The 20777-nt window shown below is 59.6% G+C and carries 25 protein-coding genes; 17 read left to right on the plus strand and 8 right to left on the minus strand.

Annotation, left to right across the window (positions count from 1 at the left end; translation table 11 throughout):
- The first annotated feature begins 5 nt into the window (after positions 1-5).
- From rpsH to rplQ, 12 genes are all read left to right on the plus strand, one after another.
- Positions 6-404: a 30S ribosomal protein S8 gene (rpsH, locus tag ATY79_RS06915; protein ID WP_004674934.1), complete on the plus strand. Its 399-nt coding sequence runs from the start codon at positions 6-8 to the stop codon at positions 402-404.
- Positions 405-446: 42 nt separating this feature from the next.
- Positions 447-980: a 50S ribosomal protein L6 gene (rplF, locus tag ATY79_RS06920; protein ID WP_088691790.1), complete on the plus strand. Its 534-nt coding sequence runs from the start codon at positions 447-449 to the stop codon at positions 978-980.
- Between the two features lie 12 nt (positions 981-992).
- Entirely contained in the window at positions 993-1355 is a 363-nt protein-coding gene (gene rplR, locus ATY79_RS06925) for a 50S ribosomal protein L18 (protein ID WP_018857106.1), read from the plus strand.
- Positions 1356-1487: 132 nt separating this feature from the next.
- Entirely contained in the window at positions 1488-2057 is a 570-nt protein-coding gene (gene rpsE / locus ATY79_RS06930; RefSeq protein ID WP_007531680.1) for a 30S ribosomal protein S5, read from the plus strand.
- 14 nt (positions 2058-2071) lie between these two features.
- Positions 2072-2281, plus strand: a complete 210-nt coding sequence (rpmD, locus tag ATY79_RS06935; protein WP_088691791.1) for a 50S ribosomal protein L30 — start codon at positions 2072-2074, stop codon at positions 2279-2281.
- Positions 2282-2296: 15 nt separating this feature from the next.
- Positions 2297-2770, plus strand: coding sequence for a 50S ribosomal protein L15 (gene rplO, locus ATY79_RS06940; protein ID WP_007531682.1), 474 nt, complete (start codon positions 2297-2299; stop codon positions 2768-2770).
- Positions 2771-3009: 239 nt separating this feature from the next.
- Entirely contained in the window at positions 3010-4350 is a 1341-nt protein-coding gene (gene secY / locus ATY79_RS06945) for a preprotein translocase subunit SecY (protein WP_088691792.1), read from the plus strand.
- Positions 4347-4997, plus strand: a complete 651-nt coding sequence (locus tag ATY79_RS06950; RefSeq protein WP_088691793.1) for an adenylate kinase — start codon at positions 4347-4349, stop codon at positions 4995-4997. Before secY ends, ATY79_RS06950 begins: the two co-directional genes overlap by 4 nt.
- Positions 4998-5221: 224 nt before the next feature.
- Positions 5222-5590 (plus strand): 30S ribosomal protein S13, encoded by a 369-nt coding sequence (rpsM, locus tag ATY79_RS06955; RefSeq protein ID WP_007531685.1) that lies wholly within the window; start codon positions 5222-5224, stop codon positions 5588-5590.
- A gap of 134 nt (positions 5591-5724) precedes the next feature.
- Positions 5725-6114, plus strand: coding sequence for a 30S ribosomal protein S11 (rpsK, locus tag ATY79_RS06960; RefSeq protein ID WP_003547577.1), 390 nt, complete (start codon positions 5725-5727; stop codon positions 6112-6114).
- Positions 6115-6214: 100 nt separating this feature from the next.
- Entirely contained in the window at positions 6215-7225 is a 1011-nt protein-coding gene (locus ATY79_RS06965; protein WP_088691794.1) for a DNA-directed RNA polymerase subunit alpha, read from the plus strand.
- 45 nt (positions 7226-7270) lie between these two features.
- Positions 7271-7696 carry a 50S ribosomal protein L17 gene (gene rplQ, locus ATY79_RS06970; RefSeq protein ID WP_007531696.1) on the plus strand — a complete coding sequence of 142 codons (426 nt, stop codon included), beginning with the start codon at positions 7271-7273 and terminating at the stop codon, positions 7694-7696.
- Positions 7697-7754: 58 nt separating this feature from the next.
- Here the strand turns inward: rplQ and ATY79_RS06975 are convergent, their stop codons facing one another.
- Genes ATY79_RS06975 through msrP form a run of 3 tightly spaced genes read right to left on the minus strand, consistent with a single transcriptional unit; the run spans position 7755 to position 9767 of the window.
- On the minus strand, positions 7755-8204 hold the full coding sequence (locus tag ATY79_RS06975) for a hypothetical protein (RefSeq protein ID WP_088703375.1): 450 nt from the start codon (positions 8202-8204) through the stop codon (positions 7755-7757).
- Positions 8149-8820, minus strand: coding sequence for a protein-methionine-sulfoxide reductase heme-binding subunit MsrQ (gene msrQ, locus ATY79_RS06980; RefSeq protein WP_088703376.1), 672 nt, complete (start codon positions 8818-8820; stop codon positions 8149-8151). Before msrQ ends, ATY79_RS06975 begins: the two co-directional genes overlap by 56 nt.
- Positions 8820-9767 carry a protein-methionine-sulfoxide reductase catalytic subunit MsrP gene (msrP, locus tag ATY79_RS06985; protein WP_088703377.1) on the minus strand — a complete coding sequence of 316 codons (948 nt, stop codon included), beginning with the start codon at positions 9765-9767 and terminating at the stop codon, positions 8820-8822. Before msrP ends, msrQ begins: the two co-directional genes overlap by 1 nt.
- 326 nt (positions 9768-10093) lie before the next feature.
- Between msrP and ilvD the strand changes: the two genes are divergently transcribed.
- A complete protein-coding gene (gene ilvD, locus ATY79_RS06990) occupies positions 10094-11932 on the plus strand; it encodes a dihydroxy-acid dehydratase (protein ID WP_088691798.1) in 1839 nt (612 codons plus the stop codon).
- Between the two features lie 37 nt (positions 11933-11969).
- On the opposite strand, the gene ATY79_RS06995 is transcribed toward ilvD, so the two are convergent.
- Entirely contained in the window at positions 11970-12326 is a 357-nt protein-coding gene (locus ATY79_RS06995; protein WP_088691799.1) for a hypothetical protein, read from the minus strand.
- Between the two features lie 312 nt (positions 12327-12638).
- On the opposite strand from ATY79_RS06995, the gene ATY79_RS07000 reads away from it, so the two are divergent.
- Both ATY79_RS07000 and ATY79_RS07005 read left to right on the plus strand, forming a co-directional pair.
- The gene (locus ATY79_RS07000; protein WP_088703378.1) at positions 12639-14042 is read left to right on the plus strand and encodes a DegQ family serine endoprotease; all 1404 of its coding nucleotides are present in this window, start codon (positions 12639-12641) and stop codon (positions 14040-14042) included.
- Positions 14039-15355 carry a replication-associated recombination protein A gene (locus ATY79_RS07005; RefSeq protein WP_088691801.1) on the plus strand — a complete coding sequence of 439 codons (1317 nt, stop codon included), beginning with the start codon at positions 14039-14041 and terminating at the stop codon, positions 15353-15355. Before ATY79_RS07000 ends, ATY79_RS07005 begins: the two co-directional genes overlap by 4 nt.
- Here the strand turns inward: ATY79_RS07005 and ATY79_RS07010 are convergent, their stop codons facing one another.
- Positions 15356-15658 carry a DUF1883 domain-containing protein gene (locus ATY79_RS07010; RefSeq protein WP_088691802.1) on the minus strand — a complete coding sequence of 101 codons (303 nt, stop codon included), beginning with the start codon at positions 15656-15658 and terminating at the stop codon, positions 15356-15358.
- Between the two features lie 673 nt (positions 15659-16331).
- On the opposite strand from ATY79_RS07010, the gene ATY79_RS07015 reads away from it, so the two are divergent.
- Both ATY79_RS07015 and ATY79_RS07020 read left to right on the plus strand, forming a co-directional pair.
- The gene (locus ATY79_RS07015; protein ID WP_088691803.1) at positions 16332-17222 is read left to right on the plus strand and encodes an aminoglycoside phosphotransferase family protein; all 891 of its coding nucleotides are present in this window, start codon (positions 16332-16334) and stop codon (positions 17220-17222) included.
- A gap of 159 nt (positions 17223-17381) precedes the next feature.
- On the plus strand, positions 17382-17789 hold the full coding sequence (locus ATY79_RS07020) for a DoxX family protein (RefSeq protein ID WP_088691804.1): 408 nt from the start codon (positions 17382-17384) through the stop codon (positions 17787-17789).
- A gap of 136 nt (positions 17790-17925) precedes the next feature.
- On the opposite strand, the gene ATY79_RS07025 is transcribed toward ATY79_RS07020, so the two are convergent.
- The 3 genes from ATY79_RS07025 to speB all read right to left on the minus strand — a co-directional run bounded on the left by ATY79_RS07025 (position 17926) and on the right by speB (position 20689).
- Complete coding sequence (locus ATY79_RS07025) at positions 17926-18717, minus strand: sulfite exporter TauE/SafE family protein (protein ID WP_088691805.1); 792 nt, start codon at positions 18715-18717, stop codon at positions 17926-17928.
- Positions 18718-18733: 16 nt separating this feature from the next.
- Positions 18734-19666 carry an N-acetyl-gamma-glutamyl-phosphate reductase gene (argC, locus tag ATY79_RS07030; RefSeq protein ID WP_088691806.1) on the minus strand — a complete coding sequence of 311 codons (933 nt, stop codon included), beginning with the start codon at positions 19664-19666 and terminating at the stop codon, positions 18734-18736.
- Between the two features lie 63 nt (positions 19667-19729).
- Positions 19730-20689 carry an agmatinase gene (gene speB / locus ATY79_RS07035; RefSeq protein WP_088703379.1) on the minus strand — a complete coding sequence of 320 codons (960 nt, stop codon included), beginning with the start codon at positions 20687-20689 and terminating at the stop codon, positions 19730-19732.
- Between the last annotated feature and the right edge of the window lie 88 nt (positions 20690-20777).

Raw genomic sequence — 20777 nt, forward strand, 5'->3', positions numbered from 1 at the left:
GTTAGATGACAATGACTGATCCGTTGGGCGATATGCTCACTCGCATCCGCAACGGCGCTTCTCGCCGCAAGTCGTCGGTTTCGACGCCTGCTTCGAAGCTCCGTGCACGTGTTCTCGATGTTCTGCAGTCTGAAGGCTACATCCGTGGCTATTCCGTTGTCGATTTCGGCAATGGCAAGTCTGAGCTCAACATCGAACTCAAGTACTACGAAGGCGCATCGGTGATCCGTGAGATCGGCCGTGTGTCCAAGCCGGGCCGCCGGGTTTATGTCTCGGTCAAGTCCATTCCGCAGGTCGCGAACGGCCTCGGCATCACCATCCTTTCGACCCCGAAGGGCGTGATGGCCGATCACCAGGCTCGCGAACAGAACGTTGGTGGCGAGGTTCTTTGCTCAGTCTTCTAAGACAGGGCAGGGATCTCCATAGCGAACAGACAGGATTGAAAAATGTCTCGTATCGGTAAAAAGCCCGTTCAGGTGCCTGCTGGGATCACGGCTACGGTCGATGGCCAGAAGGTTACCGCTAAGGGCCCGAAGGGTGAGCTGTTCTTCGTCGCAAACGACGAAGTCGGTGTGAAGCTCGAAAATAATGCGGTCGTCGTGACGCCGCTCAGCCAGACGAAGGATGCTCGTGCAAAGTGGGGCATGTCCCGCACGATGATCGAGAACATCTTCAAGGGCGTTAAGGACGGCTTTGAGCGCAAGCTCGAAATCAACGGCGTTGGTTACCGTGCGTCGCTTCAGGGCAAGAACCTGCAGCTGGCACTCGGCTTCAGCCATGACGTTGTTTATGAGCCGCCGCAGGGCATCACGATCGCTGTGCCGAAGCCGACGGAAATCGTCGTCACCGGCATCAACAAGCAGCAGGTCGGCCAGGTTGCCGCTGAAATCCGCGAATACCGCGGTCCTGAGCCTTACAAGGGCAAGGGCGTCAAGTATGCCGAAGAGCGGATCGTCCGCAAAGAAGGCAAGAAGAAGTAAGGATCACGCGAAATGGCTAGCAGGAAAGAAGCACTTGCACGTCGCGCCAACCGCGTGCGTCGTCACCTCAAGTCGGTGGCCAACGGCCGTCCGCGCCTGTCGGTTCATCGCTCGTCGAAGAACATCTATGCCCAGGTCATTGACGATGTCGCTGGTAAGACGCTTGCGTCTGCCTCGACCCTCGACAAGGATCTGCGCGGTTCTCTGAAGACCGGTGCTGACACGGCAGCAGCTGCCCTCGTAGGCAAGCTTGTTGCTGAGCGCGCCTCGAAGGCAGGCGTCAAGGACGTCGTATTCGACCGTGGCGCCTTCATCTACCATGGCCGCATCAAGGCCCTGGCAGAAGCAGCCCGCGAAGGCGGCCTGTCCTTCTAATAAAGTTTCCGGCCGGCGGCTCTAAAGGCACCGGCCGGATCTCACCGGACCGCAGGCGTCCCGAAAAAGGGAGGCCGATGCGGTCCTCGTTTGTTTGCCGATTGCACCCGGAAAAGAAAAAGGAAGAGGACAATGGCACAGGAAAGAAGGCCGCAGCGGGAAGACCGCCAGGCCCGTGAAGAGCGCGATAGCGAATTCGTCGACAAGCTGGTTGCGATTAACCGCGTTGCTAAGGTTGTTAAGGGTGGCCGCCGTTTCGGTTTCGCCGCTCTCGTCGTCGTTGGTGACCAGAAGGGCCGCGTTGGCTTCGGTCACGGCAAGGCACGCGAAGTGCCGGAAGCAATCCGCAAGGCGACTGAAGCTGCCAAGCGCGAACTGATCTTCGTACCGCTGCGTGACGGCCGTACGCTGCATCACGACGTTCATGGCCGCCATGGCGCCGGCAAGGTTTTGCTTCGTTCGGCCAAGGTCGGTACCGGTATCATCGCCGGTGGTCCGATGCGCGCCGTTTTCGAAACGCTCGGCGTTCACGACGTTGTCGCCAAGTCGACCGGTTCCTCGAACCCATACAACATGGTTCGCGCTACCTTCGACGCTCTGAAGCACCAGGTTCACCCGAAGGACATCGCAGCTCAGCGCGGCATCAAGTATGCAACGCTCCAGGCTCGCCGTGCCGCTTCTGGCAATGCCTCTGAAGAATAAGAGGAGTCTGACAGATGGCTAAGGCTACCAAGAAGACTGAAGCGAAGACGATTACTGTCGAACAGATCGGCAGCCCGATTCGCCGTCCGGACGTCCAGCAGCGCACGCTGATCGGCCTCGGACTCAACAAGATGCACCGTCGCCGCACACTGGAAGACACCCCTTCCGTTCGTGGCATGATCCGTGCTGTCCAGCATCTCGTTCGCGTCGTCGACGAGAAGTAAGCCGGGAGATTCGCTATGAAACTCAATGAAATCAAAGACAACGAAGGTTCGACCCATAGCCGCAAGCGCCTCGGCCGCGGTATTGGTTCGGGCTCGGGCAAGACCGGTGGTCGCGGTGTGAAGGGTCAGAAGTCCCGTTCCGGCGTCGCTATCAACGGTTTCGAAGGCGGCCAGATGCCAATCTACCGTCGTCTGCCGAAGCGCGGCTTCAACAACATCTTCAAGGCCGACTTCGTTGTCGTGTCGCTTGAGCGTGTTCAGGCTGCGATCGACGCTGGCAAGCTCGACGCCAAGTCCACGGTTGATGCAGCTGCTCTCAAGGCTGCCGGCGTTATCCGCCGCGTCAAGGACGGTGTACGCGTTCTCGCCGACGGCGAGCTGAAGGCAAAGGTCAAGTTCGAAGTTGCTGGCGCTTCCAAGCCGGCGATCGAAAAGATCGAAAAGGCTGGCGGTTCCGTCACGCTTCTTTCTGCCGCAGCTGCAGAATAATTAATCTTATGATAAGTCGCCCGGGGTGCTTCACACCGGGCGATTTTGCTCCCATATGTGAGCCTCACAAAAACCGGCTGGACGCACGTGCGTCATAAACGGTAGGAACGAACACAAGGGTGAGGCATAGGTTGCTCCCGCAATCCGTCCGAAGCCCGCTTTTGAATAATTCAGAATGCTGATTCCGGGTCCTGCACCTCGCTTGGCTTGTGCCCGAAATTGGTAGCGCGGAGAATCGCATGGCGTCTGCAGCGGAACAGTTGGCTTCCAACCTCAATTTCTCGACCTTCGCCAAAGCCGAGGATCTCAAGAAGCGCCTGTGGTTCACACTGGCAGCTCTCCTCGTGTACCGGCTCGGTACCCACATTCCGCTCCCAGGCCTTAATCCAGAAGCTTATGCGCAGGCCTTCCGCGGCCAGGCAGGTGGCATTCTCGGCCTCTTCAACATGTTCTCGGGCGGCGCCGTCCAGCGCATGGCAATCTTTGCGCTCGGCATCATGCCTTACATTTCCGCTTCGATCATCGTGCAGCTGATGACCTCGGTCGTCCCGGCGCTCGAGAACCTGAAGAAGGAAGGCGAGCAGGGCCGCAAGATCATCAACCAGTACACGCGCTATGGCACGGTGCTACTCGGTGCGCTTCAGGCCTACGGCATTTCCGTCGGTCTTGAGAGCGGCAACGGCCTTGTTGTCGATCCCGGCATATTCTTCCGTATTTCGACGGTCGTCACCTTGCTCGGCGGCACAATGTTCCTGATGTGGCTCGGCGAGCAGATCACCTCGCGGGGTATTGGCAACGGTATTTCGCTGATCATCTTCGCGGGTATCGCCGCCGGCCTTCCGCAGGCGCTCGCCGGCACGCTTGAACTCGGTCGTACGGGCGCTCTGTCGACGACGCTGATTCTCGCGGTTATCGTCATCGCCATCGCTGTCATCGCCATCATCGTTTTCGTTGAGCGTGCGCAGCGTCGCCTGCTGATCCAGTATCCGAAGCGTCAGGTCGGCAATCGGATGTTCCAGGGCGATACCTCGCATCTACCGCTGAAGCTCAATACCTCGGGCGTTATCCCTGCGATTTTCTCATCCTCGCTTCTGCTGCTGCCAGCGACGCTCGCGGGCTTCGCGAACACGACAGCGTTGCCGGCATGGGCGACCTCTGTTATTGCAGCCCTTGGCCATGGCCAGCCGCTCTACATGCTGCTGTACGGCCTGCTGATTGCCTTCTTCGCCTTCTTCTACACGGCGATCGTCTTCAATCCGAAGGACACAGCCGACAATCTGAAGAAGCATGGCGGCTTTATTCCGGGCATCCGTCCGGGCGAGCGGACCGCCGAATATATCGATTACGTGTTGACCCGCATTACGGTGATCGGCGCGATCTACCTCGTCTTCGTGTGCATCCTGCCGGAAATTCTTGTGTCGCAAACGGGCATTCCGTTGTCCCTGGGTGGCACTTCTCTCTTGATCGTGGTTAGCGTAACTCTCGATACGGTGGCGCAGATTCAGGGTCATCTGATCGCACAGCAGTACGAAGGCCTGATCAAGAAATCGAAGTTGCGCGGAGGAAAGAGGGGGCGATGAGACTCATACTGTTAGGGCCGCCGGGCGCGGGTAAGGGGACCCAGGCTCAGCGGATCGTGGAGAAGTACGGAATTCCGCAACTCTCCACGGGTGACATGCTCCGTGCTGCTGTTGCGGCTGGCACGGAGGTAGGCAAGCGGGCAAAGGCCGTCATGGACGCCGGCAAGCTTGTCTCCGATGAGATCGTCAATGCCATCGTCTCCGAGCGTCTGGATGCTCCAGATTGCGCCAAGGGTTTCATTCTCGACGGTTTCCCACGCACGCTGGTTCAGGCCGACGCCACGGAAGCCATGCTGAAGAGCAAGGGCCTGGAACTCTCGACCGTGATCGAGATCCAGGTTGACGACAAGGTTCTCGCGGACCGCGTTTCCGGTCGCTACACCTGCGCGAACTGCGGCGCGGGCTACCACGACACGAACGTCAAGCCGAAGGAGGAAGGTGTCTGTGACCGTTGCGGCTCGACTCACTTCAAGCGTCGGCCCGACGACAATCGCGAAACAGTCGTTACGCGCCTGCAGGCCTACTACAAGGAAACGTCTCCGTTGATCGGCTACTACTATGCCAAGGGCAAGCTGAAGTCGGTGGACGGCATGGCTGAGATCGATCACGTCACCGGCGAGATCGATAAGATACTTTCGAAGCTTTAGTCTTTGAAAATAAACTTGGCGGAAGCGGTTGCTTTTAAGCGCTGATTCCGCTAAACACCGCGCCAACTCGCGATATCTCATGCGATCGGCGCGGACTTCCCAAGGGAATTCCGGGTTCGATCGTTTTTGACTTGTTGAGAACCTGAATTGTAATTGCGACCTCTCTGGGTCGTGTAACGAGACACCACTTGCCGGATGGCAACTGGAACGCAAGGAGAATAGGCGTGGCACGTATCGCTGGCGTCAACATCCCGACTGCAAAGCGCGTTGTAATCGCGCTGACGTATATCCACGGGATCGGTCCAAAATTCGCGCAGGAAATCATGGAAAAGGTTGGCCTGCCGGCCGACAAGCGCGTCCATCAGCTGACGGACTCCGAGGTTCTGCAGATCCGCGAAACCATCGACCGTGACTATCAGGTCGAAGGTGATCTGCGTCGCGAAACCTCGATGAACATCAAGCGTCTGATGGACCTCGGCTGCTACCGCGGCCTGCGTCACCGCCGTGGCCTTCCGGTTCGCGGTCAGCGCACGCACACCAATGCTCGTACCCGCAAGGGCCCGGCAAAGGCCATCGCTGGTAAGAAGAAGTAATTTCCGGGAAACCGGAGGTGAGGGGGCTGGCGGTCTGCGCCGGCCTCTTTTGAGTTTGGGGCAGGGCCGTAAGGTCTCGTTCCGGTGTAGCCGCTGGCATTACGGCGGTGCAGAGATCCAAGAAAGGGATTTAAATGGCCAAGGAAGCCGTCCGCGTTCGTCGTCGCGAACGTAAGAACATTTCGTCGGGTGTTGCCCACGTCAATTCGACCTTCAACAACACGATGATCACCATCACCGACGCTCAGGGCAACGCGATTGCCTGGTCGTCTGCTGGCGCGAAGGGCTTCAAGGGCTCGCGCAAGTCGACCCCCTTCGCTGCTCAGATCGCTGCTGAAGACTGCGCCAAGAAGGCCCAGGAACATGGCATGAAGTCGCTGGAAGTCGAAGTTTGCGGTCCGGGTTCGGGTCGCGAATCCGCTCTGCGCGCCCTCCAGGCCGCTGGTTTCATGATCACGTCCATCCGCGACGTGACGCCGATCCCGCACAATGGTTGCCGCCCGCGCAAGAAGCGCCGCGTCTGATCATCGCCATTCACAACACCGGTGGGTGGATCTTCGCTCCCGGTGCTTCTCAAGCTCGGTTGTCACGATTGGATGGTGGCAACGAACGGAAGGCAAAAATATGATTCAGAAAAACTGGCAGGAATTGATCAAGCCGAACAAGGTCGAGTTCTCTTCGAGCTCGCGCACCAAGGCGACGCTCGTAGCAGAGCCGCTGGAGCGCGGTTTCGGCCTCACCCTCGGCAACGCGCTGCGCCGCGTTCTATTGTCCTCGCTGCGCGGTGCCGCAGTGACGGCCGTGCAGATCGATGGTGTGCTGCATGAATTCTCGTCGATCCCGGGCGTCCGCGAAGACGTCACGGACATCGTCCTCAACATCAAGGAAATCGCCATCAAGATGGATGGCGATGACGCAAAGCGCATGGTCGTGCGCAAGCAGGGCCCGGGCGTTGTAACGGCTGGCGACATCCAGACGGTCGGTGATATCGAAATCCTCAACCCCGACCATGTCATCTGCACGCTCGACGAGGGCGCCGAAATCCGTATGGAATTCACCGTCAACAACGGCAAGGGCTATGTTCCGGCCGATCGCAATCGTGCGGAAGATGCTCCGATTGGTCTCATCCCGGTCGACAGCCTTTATTCGCCGGTCAAGAAGGTGTCCTACAAGGTGGAAAACACCCGCGAAGGACAGGTTCTCGACTACGACAAGCTGAACATGACGATCGAGACCGATGGTTCGATCTCCGGCGAAGATGCCGTCGCTTTCGCGGCTCGCATCCTCCAGGATCAGCTTGGCGTGTTCGTCAACTTCGACGAGCCGCAGAAGGAAACCGAAGAGGAAGCGGTCACCGAACTCGCTTTCAACCCGGCGCTCCTCAAGAAGGTGGACGAACTCGAACTGTCTGTTCGCTCGGCAAACTGCTTGAAGAACGACAACATCGTCTACATCGGCGACCTCATTCAGAAGACCGAAGCAGAAATGCTCCGCACACCGAATTTTGGTCGCAAGTCGCTGAACGAAATCAAGGAGGTTCTCGCTTCCATGGGCCTGCACCTCGGTATGGAAGTGCCGGCATGGCCGCCTGAGAACATCGAAGATCTCGCCAAGCGTTACGAAGACCAGTACTAACCATCAAACGGCGGGCAAGATGCCTGCATGTGAAGGAGAATAGCCATGCGCCACGGTAAAGCCGGCCGCAAGCTGAATAGAACCGCTAGCCACCGCAAGGCAATGTTTGCCAACATGGCGGCTTCGCTCATTACCCATGAGCAGATCGTGACCACCCTGCCGAAGGCAAAGGAAATCCGTCCGATCGTTGAAAAGCTCGTAACGCTCGGCAAGCGCGGCGACCTGCACGCTCGTCGTCAGGCGATCTCGCAGATCCGCGACGCTGCTGTTGTTTCGAAGCTGTTCGACACGATCGCTTCGCGCTACGCAACCCGCAACGGCGGCTACCTGCGTATCATGAAGGCAGGCTTCCGCCAGGGCGACAACGCTGCTCTCGCAGTCATCGAATTCGTTGACCGCGACACCTATGCGAAGGGCGCAGCCGACAAGGCTCGCGTTGAAGCCGAAGCTGCTGCAGCTGAAGCCGCTTAATCCTTTCCGGCTCGCCGGAAGCAAAACAGCCGGGCTGCAAAGCCCGGCTGTTTTCGTTTTAGGGATCAGCCTTTGGCTCGCCACGCTTCGGCCGTTCGCGTCGCTTGTTGAAATGGATCAGACGGGCAGGTGGCGGCTCCCCGATGACAACGACATCACCGACACTTCGCAGCGCTGCTCTGAAGCGTGCGGTGTTCCGTCTCCCCCATACGCCAAGGAAATACTGCCCGGTGCCTTCCTGCTTGAAGACGGTCGCTCGCCCGAACGCCCTACTGAGCCCGCCTTCGCCGACAAGGCCACCACCGCCATAGACGGAAGCGACCTCTCTAAGCGGTGCTGCTGCAGCGAAGGTGTCGCCTAACGCTGAAAAATTCGGGTCGCGGTAGAGATAGACTGGGCAGGGTGTTTCCATCGGCACACGGTGGCGGATTTTGCTATCGATGACAATTCGGTCAGCCGGGAACCCGCTGGCGAATGGCCGTTTGTTGTCCCTGTCTTCCGCAACCATTCTTGGCCTTCCTGTTGCGCGCGATAGGTCGGTAGGACCGGTAGAGGATCAGGAGGATCAGCAGACTGATATAGACGGATTGCTCGAGGCCAAGAACCTTCGTCGATAGCGCAAAGTGTACGGCGCCAGCAGCAGCGACGATATAGACGAGGCGGTGCAGCCGCACCCAATTCGGTCCGAGCCGCCGGATCGAGAGGTTGTTCGAGGTGAGAGCAAGCGGTACCAGTAGAGCTAGGCCGGCCATACCGAACATGATGAAGGGCCGCTTCAGCACGTCGCTTACGACCATCGAAATGTCGAGCGCCTGGTCCAGCACCATGTAGACCGTGAAGTGCATCAGGGCATAGTAGAAAGTCAGGAGCCCTAGCGCTCGGCGATAACGAAGATAGTTCCAGCCGAGAAGGTCCCGGGCAGGGGAGACAGCCAGCGTCAGGATGAGGAAGCGGATCGTCCAGAGGCCGAGGAACAACTCGAAGGTCTTTACCGGGTCGGCGCCGAGCTGATCCGTGGCGCCGAGATAAAAGGTCCAAGCAGCGGGCAGCAGCCCCACGGTATAGAGAGCCCAGATGGAGGCCGACTGCCAACGCTTCGGGAGACTGAACGAGAGGGCCGCCATCAGAAGTTCTTCCGGAGATCCATGCCGCTGTAGAGGCTTGCCACCTCGTCGGCATAGCCGTTGAACGGCAGAGTGGGATGGCGGCTGGCGCCAAAGAAGCCGCTTTCGCCGATACGCCGCTCCGTCGCCTGGCTCCAGCGTGGGTGATCGACCTCCGGATTGACGTTAGCGTAGAACCCGTATTCCTGCGGATTGGTCACTTGCCAGGTGTTTTTCGGTTCCTTGTCAGTCAGCGTGATCCGAACGATCGACTTGATACCCTTGAAGCCATATTTCCACGGTACGGCCAGTCGGATCGGCGCACCGTTCTGGTTCGGCAGAGTTTCGCCATAGAGGCCAACGGCAAGCAGCGTTAATGGATGGCGCGCCTCATCGAGCCGAAGGCCTTCGACATAGGGCCAGTCGAGTGATTGGAAGATGCCCTTCTGGCCAGGCATCTGGTCTGGCCGCACGACCGTTTCAAAGGCAACGTACTTGGCGCTGCCAAGCGGCTCCACCTTGTTGAGGAGAGAGGCAAGCGGAAAACCATCCCACGGAATGACCATCGACCACGCCTCGACACAGCGCATGCGGTAGGTGCGGCTCTCGATCGGGAATTCCTTCATCAGCGCTTCGACATCGAACGTGCCGGGCTTGTTGACCATGCCGTCGACCTTGATCGTCCAGGGCAGCGGCTTGAAGTCGCCGGAGAGCGCGGCGGGGTCGCCCTTGTCCAGGCCGAATTCGTAGAAATTGTTGTAGGTCGTCACGTCCTTCAACGGCGTGGCCTTCTCGCCGACCGTGTATTTGCTGTCGATGACCGACAGTGCGGCGGCGCTGGCCTTGCTGGCTCCGTAGAGCGCCATGGCGCCCAGTGTCGCGACCCCGAGGAACTCGCGACGCCTGAGATAGAGCTGCTGCGGCGTGATCTCTGAAGATGCGATCTTGGGTGGACGATAGGCTGGCATCGGAAACCTCCTGAGCATCAGAGCTCGGTATAAACCTTCAACGCATCAAACACGTCTTTGGATCATTGTTTATGCCCACCGGCATGGCTGCGGAAAGCCAACTTTTTGTGTACGGTGTTTGATGGAATAGTCTGTAACAAAAACACTGCTGCGACCGTATATGGTCGACGCACCCAAGAGCCCAGGCGTACCGGTTTCGGCTTTCGCGGTAGTGACAGCCCACAGCGTTTGGATTAGGACAATTCCAAAAAACAGCGATAGCCCGGTCGCTTAGATCATTGCGCCCCCGCATCGCCGACAATTTCCGACACGCAAGGAATACACCAATGCCATCCTATCGTTCGAGAACCACGACTCACGGCCGCAATATGGCGGGTGCGCGCGGCCTTTGGCGCGCAACGGGCATGAAGGACTCGGATTTCGGCAAGCCGATTATTGCGGTGGTGAACTCCTTCACCCAGTTCGTGCCCGGTCACGTCCATCTCAAGGACCTCGGCCAGCTCGTTGCCCGCGAAATCGAAGCCGCCGGCGGCGTTGCCAAGGAATTCAATACGATCGCGGTCGACGACGGTATCGCCATGGGCCATGACGGTATGCTCTATTCGCTGCCCTCGCGCGAATTGATTGCCGACAGCGTCGAATACATGGTCAACGCTCACTGTGCCGACGCCATGGTCTGTATTTCCAACTGCGACAAGATCACTCCCGGTATGCTGATGGCGTCGCTCCGCCTCAACATTCCGACGATCTTCGTTTCCGGCGGCCCCATGGAAGCCGGAAAGGTGGTCCTGCACGGCAAGACACACGCGCTCGATCTCGTCGACGCGATGGTTGCCGCCGCCGACGACAAGATCAGCGACGAGGACGTCAAGGTCATCGAACGGTCCGCCTGTCCGACCTGCGGTTCGTGCTCGGGCATGTTCACCGCCAACTCCATGAACTGCCTGACGGAGGCGCTTGGTCTGTCGCTGCCTGGCAACGGCTCGACGCTCGCAACGCATGCCGACCGCAAGCGCCTGTTCGTCGAGGCTGGCCACCTGATCGTCGATCTCGCCCGTCGCTACTACGAACAGGACGACGTCAAGGCTCTACCCCGCACGATTGCCTCCAAGCAGGCATTCGAGAACGCCATGGCTCTCGATATCGCCATGGGTGGCTCGACGAACACCGTTCTGCATATCCTTGCAGCGGCGCATGAAGGCGAGGTCGATTTCACAATGGCCGACATCGACGCGCTGTCGCGTCGCGTTCCCTGCCTCTCCAAGGTCGCGCCGGCAAAGAACGACGTCCACATGGAAGACGTTCACCGGGCGGGCGGCATCATGTCGATCCTGGGCGAACTGGACAAGGGCGGTTTGCTCAACCGGGAATGCCCGACGGTCCATGCCGAAACCCTCGGCGACGCAATCGACCGTTGGGACATCACCCGCACCAACAGCGAGACCGTCCGCAATTTCTACCGGGCGGCTCCCGGCGGCATCCCGACCCAGGTTGCCTTCAGCCAGGAAGCGCGTTGGGACGAACTCGACACGGACCGCGAAAAGGGCGTTATCCGCTCGGTGGAGCACCCCTTCTCGAAAGATGGCGGTCTTGCTGTCCTCAAGGGCAATCTCGCGCTCGATGGCTGTATCGTGAAGACGGCAGGCGTCGATGAATCCATCCTGAAGTTCTCCGGTCCGGCCAAGGTTTATGAAAGCCAGGACGCGGCAGTGAAGGCCATCCTCTCGAACCAGGTTGTTGCCGGCGATGTTGTCGTCATTCGCTACGAAGGCCCGAAGGGCGGGCCCGGCATGCAGGAAATGCTCTATCCGACGAGCTACCTGAAGTCGAAGGGCCTCGGCAAAGCCTGCGCGCTGATCACGGACGGTCGCTTCTCCGGCGGCACCTCCGGCCTCTCCATCGGTCACGTTTCACCGGAAGCGGCAAACGGCGGCACGATCGGCCTGGTCCGTGAGGGCGACATGATCGACATCGACATCCCGAACCGCGTCATCAGCCTGCGCGTCGACGACAAGGAACTGGCAAACCGTCGCGCCGAGCAAGAGGAGAAGGGCTGGCATCCGTCCGAGCAACGCAAGCGCAATGTCACGACCGCGTTGAAGGCTTACGCCGCCTTCGCAACCAGCGCCGACCGCGGCGCCGTCCGGGATCTCGGCAACCGCTAAGTCTCAGATCAAAAACGAATGTGAAATGGACCGGTCGCTAAAGCGGCCGGTTTATTTTTTTGTAGGTTTCATCCAGCTGTTTCAAGCGCTCGTCATAGGCGGCCTTGATGCAGGCGGCATCTGAGCCGCATTCCTGGCGCTTCTTGAGCCAAGCCGTTTGTTCGTCTTGCAAGGTGCCGCGCGAACCCATCGCCATCAGCCCGGACAGCAGGTCGAACGTCGTTACCATCTTCACATCGGCATCGTTCAGCGCGCGGTTCTCGCAGATCACCTTTTCGTCCGGCTTCAACTCTTTGGCCTCGCAGTCGAAGCTGGCAGAATGGGAAGCGCCTGTCAGGCCTACAAAAAGGATAGATGTCGCGAAAATGCGAAGCGTGCGGCGGAAACGTCTCATGCGTGAGTTCCTGTTCGATTGGCGGTGGGTGCCCTTCGGTAGATGATGCACGCCACTGCTTCGGCAAGAACAGAGCCATCCGCGAAGCGCTAGGTCTTGCGCTGCCATCCGTAGAGTCAGGATGTCTCCCATAGGTGACTTTGATCTTCCTTTACCTTTAGATATCAGCCGCATGGAGCTTGTTTCTGAATCAGTTTGAGAGGCATGTTCAGCAGTTCGTGAGCTGCCCTATTCTTCCATGCTTCCGCCCTCTTTCCTTTCTAGCGTCCGACGCTACAACGTTTTCACAAGAGAATTTTAGAAGGACTCCCCATGCATGACCTGTTGAAGCGCACAGCCCTGCCTTTCGTGGCTTTGATGCTCGCGCTACCGGTTTCCGCCAACGCTCAGACGGCCAAGACTGTGCCGCAGAGCCAGATGGAAATGCAGCTTTCCTTCGCGCCGCTGGTCAAGCAGACGGCCGGCGCTGTCGTGAACGTCTATGCCGAGAAGACGGTCCGCAGGCAGTCTCCCTTCGCCGGCGATCCCTTCTTCGAAGAATTCTTCGGTCAGCAGATGCCGAATCGCAGCGAGAAGCAATCTTCGCTGGGATCCGGCGTCATCGTCGAATCGAACGGAACGATCGTCACCAACAACCACGTCGTGGAAGGCGCCGACGATATCAAGGTTGCGCTTTCGGACGGGCGTGAGTTTCCGTGCAAGGTCGTCCTGAGGGATGACCGCGTCGATCTCGCCGTTCTCAAGGTCGATACGAAGGAAAGCTTCCCGACGCTCGCGCTCGGCAATTCCGATGCGGTTGAAGTCGGCGATCTCGTGCTGGCGATCGGCAACCCCTTCGGTGTCGGCCAGACAGTGACGAGTGGCATCGTCTCGGCGCTGGCGCGCAATCAGGTGGTCAAGAACGAGTTCGGTTTCTTCATCCAGACGGACGCATCGATCAACCCGGGCAATTCCGGCGGTGCGCTGATGAATATGAAGGGCGAACTGATCGGCATCAACACGGCGATCTTCTCGCGCGGCGGCGGCTCGAACGGTATCGGCTTTGCGATCCCTGCGAATCTGGTGAAGGTGTTCCTCGCCTCGGCCGATGCCGGCGTGAAATCTTTCGAGCGGCCTTATGTCGGGGCAACGTTCGATGCGGTAACATCGGAGGTTGCCGAAGCGCTCGGGCTCAACAAGGCGCGTGGCGCTCTCATCGTCAAGGTGACTGACGGTGCTCCAGCCGCAAAGGCCGGATTGAAGGCAGGTCAAATCGTGACCGCCGTCGATGGCATTCCGGTCGAGCATCCGGATGCGCTTCTCTATCGCCTGACAACGGCTGGGCTTGGCAAATCGGTCCAGTTGACTGTGCTCGAGAACGGCCACGAGCAGCAGATCGCGCTCGCACTCGCCAGAGCGCCCGAGACGGCGCCACGTGATCAGCGCACGATCGGAGGCCGCACACCCTTTACCGGTGCCGTCGTCGAAAACCTGTCGCCTCGCGTCGCCGACGAGCTTCGTATGCCCTCCGAATCCACCGGCGTCGTTGTTTCCGAGGTGAAGGAGGATTCTCTTGCCGCTCGCCTTGGCTTTGAGCCGAAGGACATCATCGTTTCGATCAATGGCACGGAAGTGAAGACGACTAAGGAACTTGCCGGGATCGCCGACGAGGATCCCAGCTTCTGGCGTGTCGAGATCGAGCGCGACGGCCAACGCATTAGACAGTTCTTCCGATGAGTGACGATCTATTTGCACCGCGTATTCCCGAGGAGGTCGCCAATCGGCGGCCTCTTGCCGATCGCCTGCGGCCACGCACGCTTTCGGAAGTGACCGGTCAGGACCATCTTACCGGTGAAGACGGCGTGTTGCGGCGCATGATCGACAGTGGCTCGCTCGGCTCGATGATTTTCTGGGGTCCGCCAGGAACCGGCAAGACGACCGTTGCCCGATTGTTGTCGGGTGAAGCCGGTCTCGCGTTCGAACAGATATCAGCGATTTTCTCGGGCGTGGCCGATCTCAAGAAAGTCTTCGAGGCAGCCCGTCTGCGCCGGATGGACGGCCGGCAGACGTTGCTTTTCGTCGACGAAATTCACCGTTTCAACAGGGCGCAGCAGGATAGCTTTCTCCCTGTTATGGAAGACGGCACTGTTATTCTCGTCGGCGCCACGACCGAAAATCCGTCCTTCGAACTGAATGCGGCTTTGTTGTCACGCGCGCGCGTCTTGACCTTCAAGTCGCACGACGATGAGAGCCTTGAAGAGTTGTTGAAGCGTGCGGAGACGACCGAAGGCAAAGTGCTGCCGCTGACCGACGATGCGCGTGCAAGCCTGTTGCGAATGGCGGACGGCGATGGCCGTGCCGTGTTGACCCTGGCGGAAGAGGTTTGGCGTGCCGCGCGGGAAGGGGAAACCTTCGACACTGAGGGGCTGACACGGATCGTGCAGCGCCGGGCGCCTGTCTATGACAAGGCTCAGGACGGGCATTACAACCTTATCTCGGCACTGCATAAATCCGTCCGCGGCTCGGATCCCGATGCTGCGCTCTACTATCTCGCCCGCATGTTCGACGCTGGCGAAGATCCGCTCTACCTGGGCAGGCGCCTTGTCCGCATGGCCGTGGAAGACATCGGCTTGGCCGACCCGCAGGCGCTCGTGATCTGCAATGCCGCAAAAGACGCCTATGACTACCTCGGTTCTCCCGAAGGCGAACTGGCATTGGCGCAAGCCTGCGTCTATCTCGCGACCGCGCCGAAATCGAACGCCGTCTATACCGCCTTCAAGGCCGCGACGATGGCCGCCAAGCAGAATGGCTCTCTACTGCCGCCGAAGCACATCCTGAACGCGCCGACGAAGCTGATGAAGGGCGAGGGTTACGGCGAAGGCTATCGCTACGACCACGACGAGCCGGACGCCTTTTCCGGCCAGGATTATTTCCCGGAGAAGATGGGTCGCCAGACTTTCTACGATCCGCCGGAGCGCGGCTTCGAGCGGGATATTCGCAAACGTCTTGAATGGTGGGTGAAGCTCAGAAAAGAACGCAACCAGCGCTGATCAGGATGCGCGCATCTGTCCCGCGGGTGCGACGAGCTTGACGGCAGATTCCGCAAGTCCGTGATGGCCTTCCATATCCACGACGAGATGCCAGTGGCCGCTCTCGGGAATGGAAAGACGGATAGGAGATTTCCGCGCGACGCCGCCGACGTACTTGAAGTCGAGGACCTCGGTGAAGCGCTGATAGTTCGGCGCCGTCATCAGGCGCACATTCGCCACCGCGTTCAACGTCACCTCGATGATCGTCCCGGCGCGCTGCTCGTTGAGATCGTAGTGGGTAAAACGAAAATTCGGTTTTGGCATCGGTCTTCGGCGTGGCTGGTCTCGTGCCGCACCATAGGCGCATTCCAGTTAAGGAAGCGTTTGCCATTGGCGGCAGGCAGCGGGTCCGTCGCCGACGGCGTCGACGTGAGTGCATTTCGCTGTCGCCGCCGAGCACGCTGAATTGCAAGATGATGCCATCCGGCACAAAATGGCGTGACAAGCGCTGTCGTCACGGCGCCAAGCCGCAATACTTTGTCTGCGGGCATCCTTGCGTCTTAAATGCCGCCGAGAACGACTAGAATTCAACTGCGGCAAGTACGATGCCGAAGAGAATGAGCGCCTGGGCCGTACGTCGCTCACGCATCTGTCGTTTCGGTGCGGGGCGGCGAGGGCGGGTGACCGAAGCGTTCGGTCGTATGAAGTATCGCATGTTTTCAGCCTTCACATTTCAAGGGAAGGCTAACGCCGCTTCCGGTAGGAAATCCGTTCGTGCGCAAGCGCAAAGATATAGAAATGGTATAAAGGGCCAAGATCCGACAAAAGCGGTGGCGCGGCAGAAATGCTATTACCTTCAGGATATTGGCGGCGAACCCGGATTCATCTCATCAAGGCCTTGATTCAAAACTTGAACGGTCGAAGACGAACCCAGAGTTGATCTCTTCTTGGAAACGCAGACATTATGCCGGCGCATCTGGGGAGGAATGCCAGAACGATGGATGGCCCAGTAATCGATACAACGCTCGTGCGTCGGCTGATTAGCACGCAGTTTCCAAAGTGGTCAGGTCTGCCGATCCGACCCGTCGAGTTCGGCGGATGGGACAACAGGACATTCCACCTTGGCGCCGGCATGACAGTTCGGTTGCCAAGCGCTGCTCACTATGCCGATCAGGTCGCCAAGGAACAGCGGTGGCTGCCGATCCTCGCACCGCAGCTGCCCCTGCCCATACCCGTGCCTCTGGCCATGGGACGGCCGGACGAAACCTATCCGTGGCCGTGGTCCGTCTATGAATGGCGTGACGGTGAGACGGCGCTGGTGGAACGTATCGACGATCTCAGCCAGTTTGCCACCGCGCTGGCGGGGTTCCTCGATGCGTTGCAGGCAGTTGACGCAACGGGAGGACCTCTGCCCGGCTCTCACAATTTCTTTCGCGGTGGATCGCTGAAAGTCTACGACCCGCAAACGCGCGAGGCGCTGACGCGCCTGGACGGGCGGGTCGACACGAAACTGGCCGGGGAGACCTGGGAAGCAGCGCTTGCGACCGCGTGGCAAGGTGCACCCGTCTGGTTCCACGGTGATGTCGCTCACGGCAATCTTCTGGTTAAGAACGGTCGACTCGATGCCGTCATCGATTTCGGAACGTCGGGCGTCGGCGATCCTGCCTGTGATCTTGCAATCGCCTGGCACCTGTTCGAAGGGCAGAGCCGTGAGGTGTTTCGCAAGGCACGCCCGCTGGACGCGGAAACGTGGGCGCGAGGCCGCGGATGGACGTTATGGAAGGCCTTGATCGTTGCGGCCGGTATGGCAGGCGCAAATCCCGCAGACGTCAAGAAGTCGTGGCAGGTCATCGATGATGTGGTGGCCGATCATGTGGCATGGACGTGAGGCCGGGATCGCTCGGTCGAAAATAATGGTGGTTGCCTGTCGGGAGAGAAGGTTGCGCGGCGTCCTTTGGTGGAAGCTAACGGCATCGCAACCGCAGATGCGGGAAGCCGGAAGTCTGGACAATGATTGCTGAGCGGCTTCGGCCGAGGGAGAGATGATATGAGCAAGACGATTGCAATTCTGTTGGCGCGACTGATCTTTGGCGCCGTTTTCGCGATGGCCATGAGCTTCAAGTTCATGGATATACAATCGACCGCAAGCTATATCGCCGCGGCAGGCTTTCCATTCCCGCTCTTCCTGGCTTGGGTAGCGGCGTTCTTCGAACTTGGCCTGACCCTGGCATTCCTGACGGGAGCTTTCTTCTCAGAAGCCTCGGTCTTGGCTGGCATCTACGTGGTATTCCTGGCCTTCGCCTTCCATGGCTCCAGCCACTGGAGCAGCAGTCAAGCGGAGTTCGGCTTCTTTGTCGATCATTTCACCTTCCTCGCCGGCCTGCTTTTCGCGGCCGTGCATGGTCCGGGAGACACGCTGGTCCTGAGGACGCGTTCGCCACTGATGGCTCGATAGAAGTCTGGGTCCCTATCCGGAGGGGGTGCCAATTCATCGAGCAGGCGTTCGAACGCCGTCGGGCTTCCGGCAGTGGCGAATATGATCAACGCCGGTTGCGCTGCGCCTCATTCAGCAGTTTGGCGGGGAAATATGCTCAGCGGAGGATCCCGTCGAGTGCCGGCATTCCCAGGATGGCGGAGGCTGCGATCAGCAGATAGCAGATCGTTCGGAACGTGCTCTCCTTGGCCAGCCCGAACAGCTTCGAGCCGGCATAAAGGCCGATGGCGTAACTCGGCAAGATGACGATCGTCAGAGCGACGACGGCTTGAACGAAGAGCCCACCGAAATAGTAGCTGACGACGCTGAAGCAGGTTGAAATCGCGAAATAGAGAATAATGTTTGCCCGCACCCGGGTAAAATCGGTCTTGCCGCCGAGCCAGTAGGCAACGACCGGAGGCCCGCCGAGCTGCGCGGCGCCACTGAAAAGGCCGGCAATGACACCTGTCAGAGAGGTGAGTGGCATGCGTGGTTCGCCGTGGTAGCGCCAACCGGAAACAAGCAGTGCGAGCAGACAGATGGCAATTGCCGTAATCGCCCAGCGCAACGCAAGCGGATCCATCAGCGCGAGCACTGCGGTCCCCGCCGGTACGCCGAGGAGCGCACCTGCGGCCATCGTGAAGACCTCACGCCGGTTCGCGTTGCGCCAAGCAGGCGGAATCATCCCGAGTGTCGCAAGGCCATCGATGACAAGCAGGACCGGCGATATCAGCTTCGGACCGATGATTGCGCCGCCAAGCGGAATGAAGATCAGCGCTGCCCCGAACCCCGAGAAGCCACGTGCCAATCCTGCAATGAAAGCGATGACGACAAGCGATGGAATGCCGTGATCCGGCAAGGCAGCGACAAACCAAGCGCTCGTGTCCGCCAGCAGCGTATCAGGCGACATCAATCGGCTCCGGGGATTACGAGGCGAGCATCAGGTCCATGTTCTGGACAGCGGCGCCCGAAGCTCCCTTGCCGAGGTTGTCAAGCAGCGCCACGAGGTTGACCTGCGAGGCGCCCGGCGTGCCGAACACGAAGAGTTTCATCGTGTCCTTACCAGCGAGCTCGACGGCATCGATGCGGGGTACCTTGCTGCTCTCTTCCAGCGGTACGACTGTCACGATGTCCTGACCCGCGTAGTGGGCCACGAGAGCAGCGTGGATGCTTTCATGCGTCGTCCCTTCGGCAAGATCATCGAGATACAGCGGCACCTGAACGATCATGCCCTGCGGGAACTTTCCGACCGACGGCGAGAAGATTGGTGCCCGATCGAGCAGGCCGTGAATCTTCATCTCGGGCACGTGCTTATGAGTGAGCGTCAGGCCGTAGAGGAAGTGAGGTGCGCTGATCGCATCGTCGCGGCTCTGGTCTTCCATCTGCGCGATCATCTGCTTGCCGCCGCCGGTATAGCCGGAGACTGCATTGACCGTGACCGGATAGCCGTCCGGCAGGATGCCGGCAGCGCGCAGCGGCCGAATGAGGCCGATCGCACCGGTGGGGTAGCAGCCCGGATTGGCAACGAAGCGTGCCGACTTGATCTTGTCCGCCTGCCCCTTGTCCATCTCCGCAAAGCCATAGGCCCAGCTAGGATTGACGCGGAACGCCGTGGAGGTGTCGATCACCCGTACGCTGTTGTTGCCGGAGACCATCTGCACCGCTTCCTTCGAAGCGTCGTCCGGCAGGCAGAGGATGGCGATATCGGCGCCGTTCAACATGTCCTCGCGCATTGCCGCGTTGCGACGCTCCGCTTCCGGAATCGACAAAAGCTCGACATCGCGACGGCCGGCCATGCGCGTGCGGATCTGCAAGCCCGTCGTGCCGTGTTCGCCATCGATGAAGATCTTCGGTGCCATTGTCTTGCTCACACTTTCAATAGGTTAGAAAGAAGTCCGGAATCACTTTGTAAGAGAGATAAGTCAGCCCTGTGACACGCTCGCGCGGCGCTCGGCATGCAGGCCAAGCATATACATCGCGACCGTCGCCCCCGCAATGGCGGTGATATCGGCATGGTCGTAGGCCGGTGAGACCTCGACGACGTCGGCACCCCTGATATCGAGCTGATGCAGACGCTGCAGCACGGAGAGGATCTTCGCGCTCGAGGGACCGCCGGATACGGGCGTACCGGTGCCGGGCGCATAGGCGGGGTCAAGGCAATCGATATCGAAGGTCAGATAGGCTGGCGCGCCGCGGGTATGCGAAATGATTGTCGAGGCAATATCGCCTGCACTCATCTCTTCAAGCTGATGACCATAGAGAATCTGAATACCGAAATCCTCGGGGGCGTGGGTGCGGATGCCGATCTGGATCGACCGATCCGGATCGATGATGCCGTCTCGCGCAGCCCGTGCCACGAAGGAGCCATGGTCGATCCGCCTGTTGTCGTCGAACCAGGTGTCTTGGTGGGCGTCGAACTGGACGAGTGCAAGCGGTCCATGCATAGCCGCATGCGCCTTGAGGACTGGCCAGGTGACGAAGTGGTCGCCTCCAAGGGTCAGCATGAAGGCGCCGCTGTCGATAATGGTCTTGGCCTGCCGCTCGATTGCCGCGGGCGTCTCGTGGTGATTGCCATAGTCGAGCAGGCAGTCGCCGTAGTCGATGACGGCCATCTCTGCAAAGAGATCGCGGTTGAAGGGGTACTGCGGGTCGTTGTCGAAGATCGCCGACGCGCGCCGTATCGCCTGCGGCCCGAACCGTGTTCCCGGCCGATTGGATGTCGCGGCATCGAAGGGGATGCCCCAAACGACCGCATCGGCGCCGGTCAGGTCCTTCGTGAAGCGGCGACGCATGAACGACAGCGCTCCGGCGAAGGTCGGATCGCTGGCTGCTGATGTAAGGCTCGCTGCCGTGAAAGCGTGGTCGATCGACTTGTTGGCCAAGTGATGCTCCTCGAGAGTGTTGGTCCGCTATGCCTACCAGAAACGAATTTCAAACCGAAAGGGCAAAGTGGTGCCGGTCGCTTGGCCA

Source organism: Rhizobium sp. R693, from assembly GCF_002211315.1.
Lineage (GTDB): Bacteria > Pseudomonadota > Alphaproteobacteria > Rhizobiales > Rhizobiaceae > Rhizobium.

Coding starts and splice junctions, on each gene's coding strand:
- rpsH (WP_004674934.1), top strand. CDS start 6: ATGACAATGACTGATCCGTTGGGCGATATGCTCACTCGCATCCGCAAC.
- rplF (WP_088691790.1), top strand. CDS start 447: ATGTCTCGTATCGGTAAAAAGCCCGTTCAGGTGCCTGCTGGGATCACG.
- rplR (WP_018857106.1), top strand. CDS start 993: ATGGCTAGCAGGAAAGAAGCACTTGCACGTCGCGCCAACCGCGTGCGT.
- rpsE (WP_007531680.1), top strand. CDS start 1,488: ATGGCACAGGAAAGAAGGCCGCAGCGGGAAGACCGCCAGGCCCGTGAA.
- rpmD (WP_088691791.1), top strand. CDS start 2,072: ATGGCTAAGGCTACCAAGAAGACTGAAGCGAAGACGATTACTGTCGAA.
- rplO (WP_007531682.1), top strand. CDS start 2,297: ATGAAACTCAATGAAATCAAAGACAACGAAGGTTCGACCCATAGCCGC.
- secY (WP_088691792.1), top strand. CDS start 3,010: ATGGCGTCTGCAGCGGAACAGTTGGCTTCCAACCTCAATTTCTCGACC.
- ATY79_RS06950 (WP_088691793.1), top strand. CDS start 4,347: ATGAGACTCATACTGTTAGGGCCGCCGGGCGCGGGTAAGGGGACCCAG.
- rpsK (WP_003547577.1), top strand. CDS start 5,725: ATGGCCAAGGAAGCCGTCCGCGTTCGTCGTCGCGAACGTAAGAACATT.
- ATY79_RS06965 (WP_088691794.1), top strand. CDS start 6,215: ATGATTCAGAAAAACTGGCAGGAATTGATCAAGCCGAACAAGGTCGAG.
- rplQ (WP_007531696.1), top strand. CDS start 7,271: ATGCGCCACGGTAAAGCCGGCCGCAAGCTGAATAGAACCGCTAGCCAC.
- ATY79_RS06975 (WP_088703375.1), bottom strand. CDS start 8,204: ATGGTTGCGGAAGACAGGGACAACAAACGGCCATTCGCCAGCGGGTTC.
- msrQ (WP_088703376.1), bottom strand. CDS start 8,820: ATGGCGGCCCTCTCGTTCAGTCTCCCGAAGCGTTGGCAGTCGGCCTCC.
- msrP (WP_088703377.1), bottom strand. CDS start 9,767: ATGCCAGCCTATCGTCCACCCAAGATCGCATCTTCAGAGATCACGCCG.
- ilvD (WP_088691798.1), top strand. CDS start 10,094: ATGCCATCCTATCGTTCGAGAACCACGACTCACGGCCGCAATATGGCG.
- ATY79_RS06995 (WP_088691799.1), bottom strand. CDS start 12,326: ATGAGACGTTTCCGCCGCACGCTTCGCATTTTCGCGACATCTATCCTT.
- ATY79_RS07000 (WP_088703378.1), top strand. CDS start 12,639: ATGCATGACCTGTTGAAGCGCACAGCCCTGCCTTTCGTGGCTTTGATG.
- ATY79_RS07005 (WP_088691801.1), top strand. CDS start 14,039: ATGAGTGACGATCTATTTGCACCGCGTATTCCCGAGGAGGTCGCCAAT.
- ATY79_RS07010 (WP_088691802.1), bottom strand. CDS start 15,658: ATGCCAAAACCGAATTTTCGTTTTACCCACTACGATCTCAACGAGCAG.
- ATY79_RS07015 (WP_088691803.1), top strand. CDS start 16,332: ATGGATGGCCCAGTAATCGATACAACGCTCGTGCGTCGGCTGATTAGC.
- ATY79_RS07020 (WP_088691804.1), top strand. CDS start 17,382: ATGAGCAAGACGATTGCAATTCTGTTGGCGCGACTGATCTTTGGCGCC.
- ATY79_RS07025 (WP_088691805.1), bottom strand. CDS start 18,717: ATGTCGCCTGATACGCTGCTGGCGGACACGAGCGCTTGGTTTGTCGCT.
- argC (WP_088691806.1), bottom strand. CDS start 19,666: ATGGCACCGAAGATCTTCATCGATGGCGAACACGGCACGACGGGCTTG.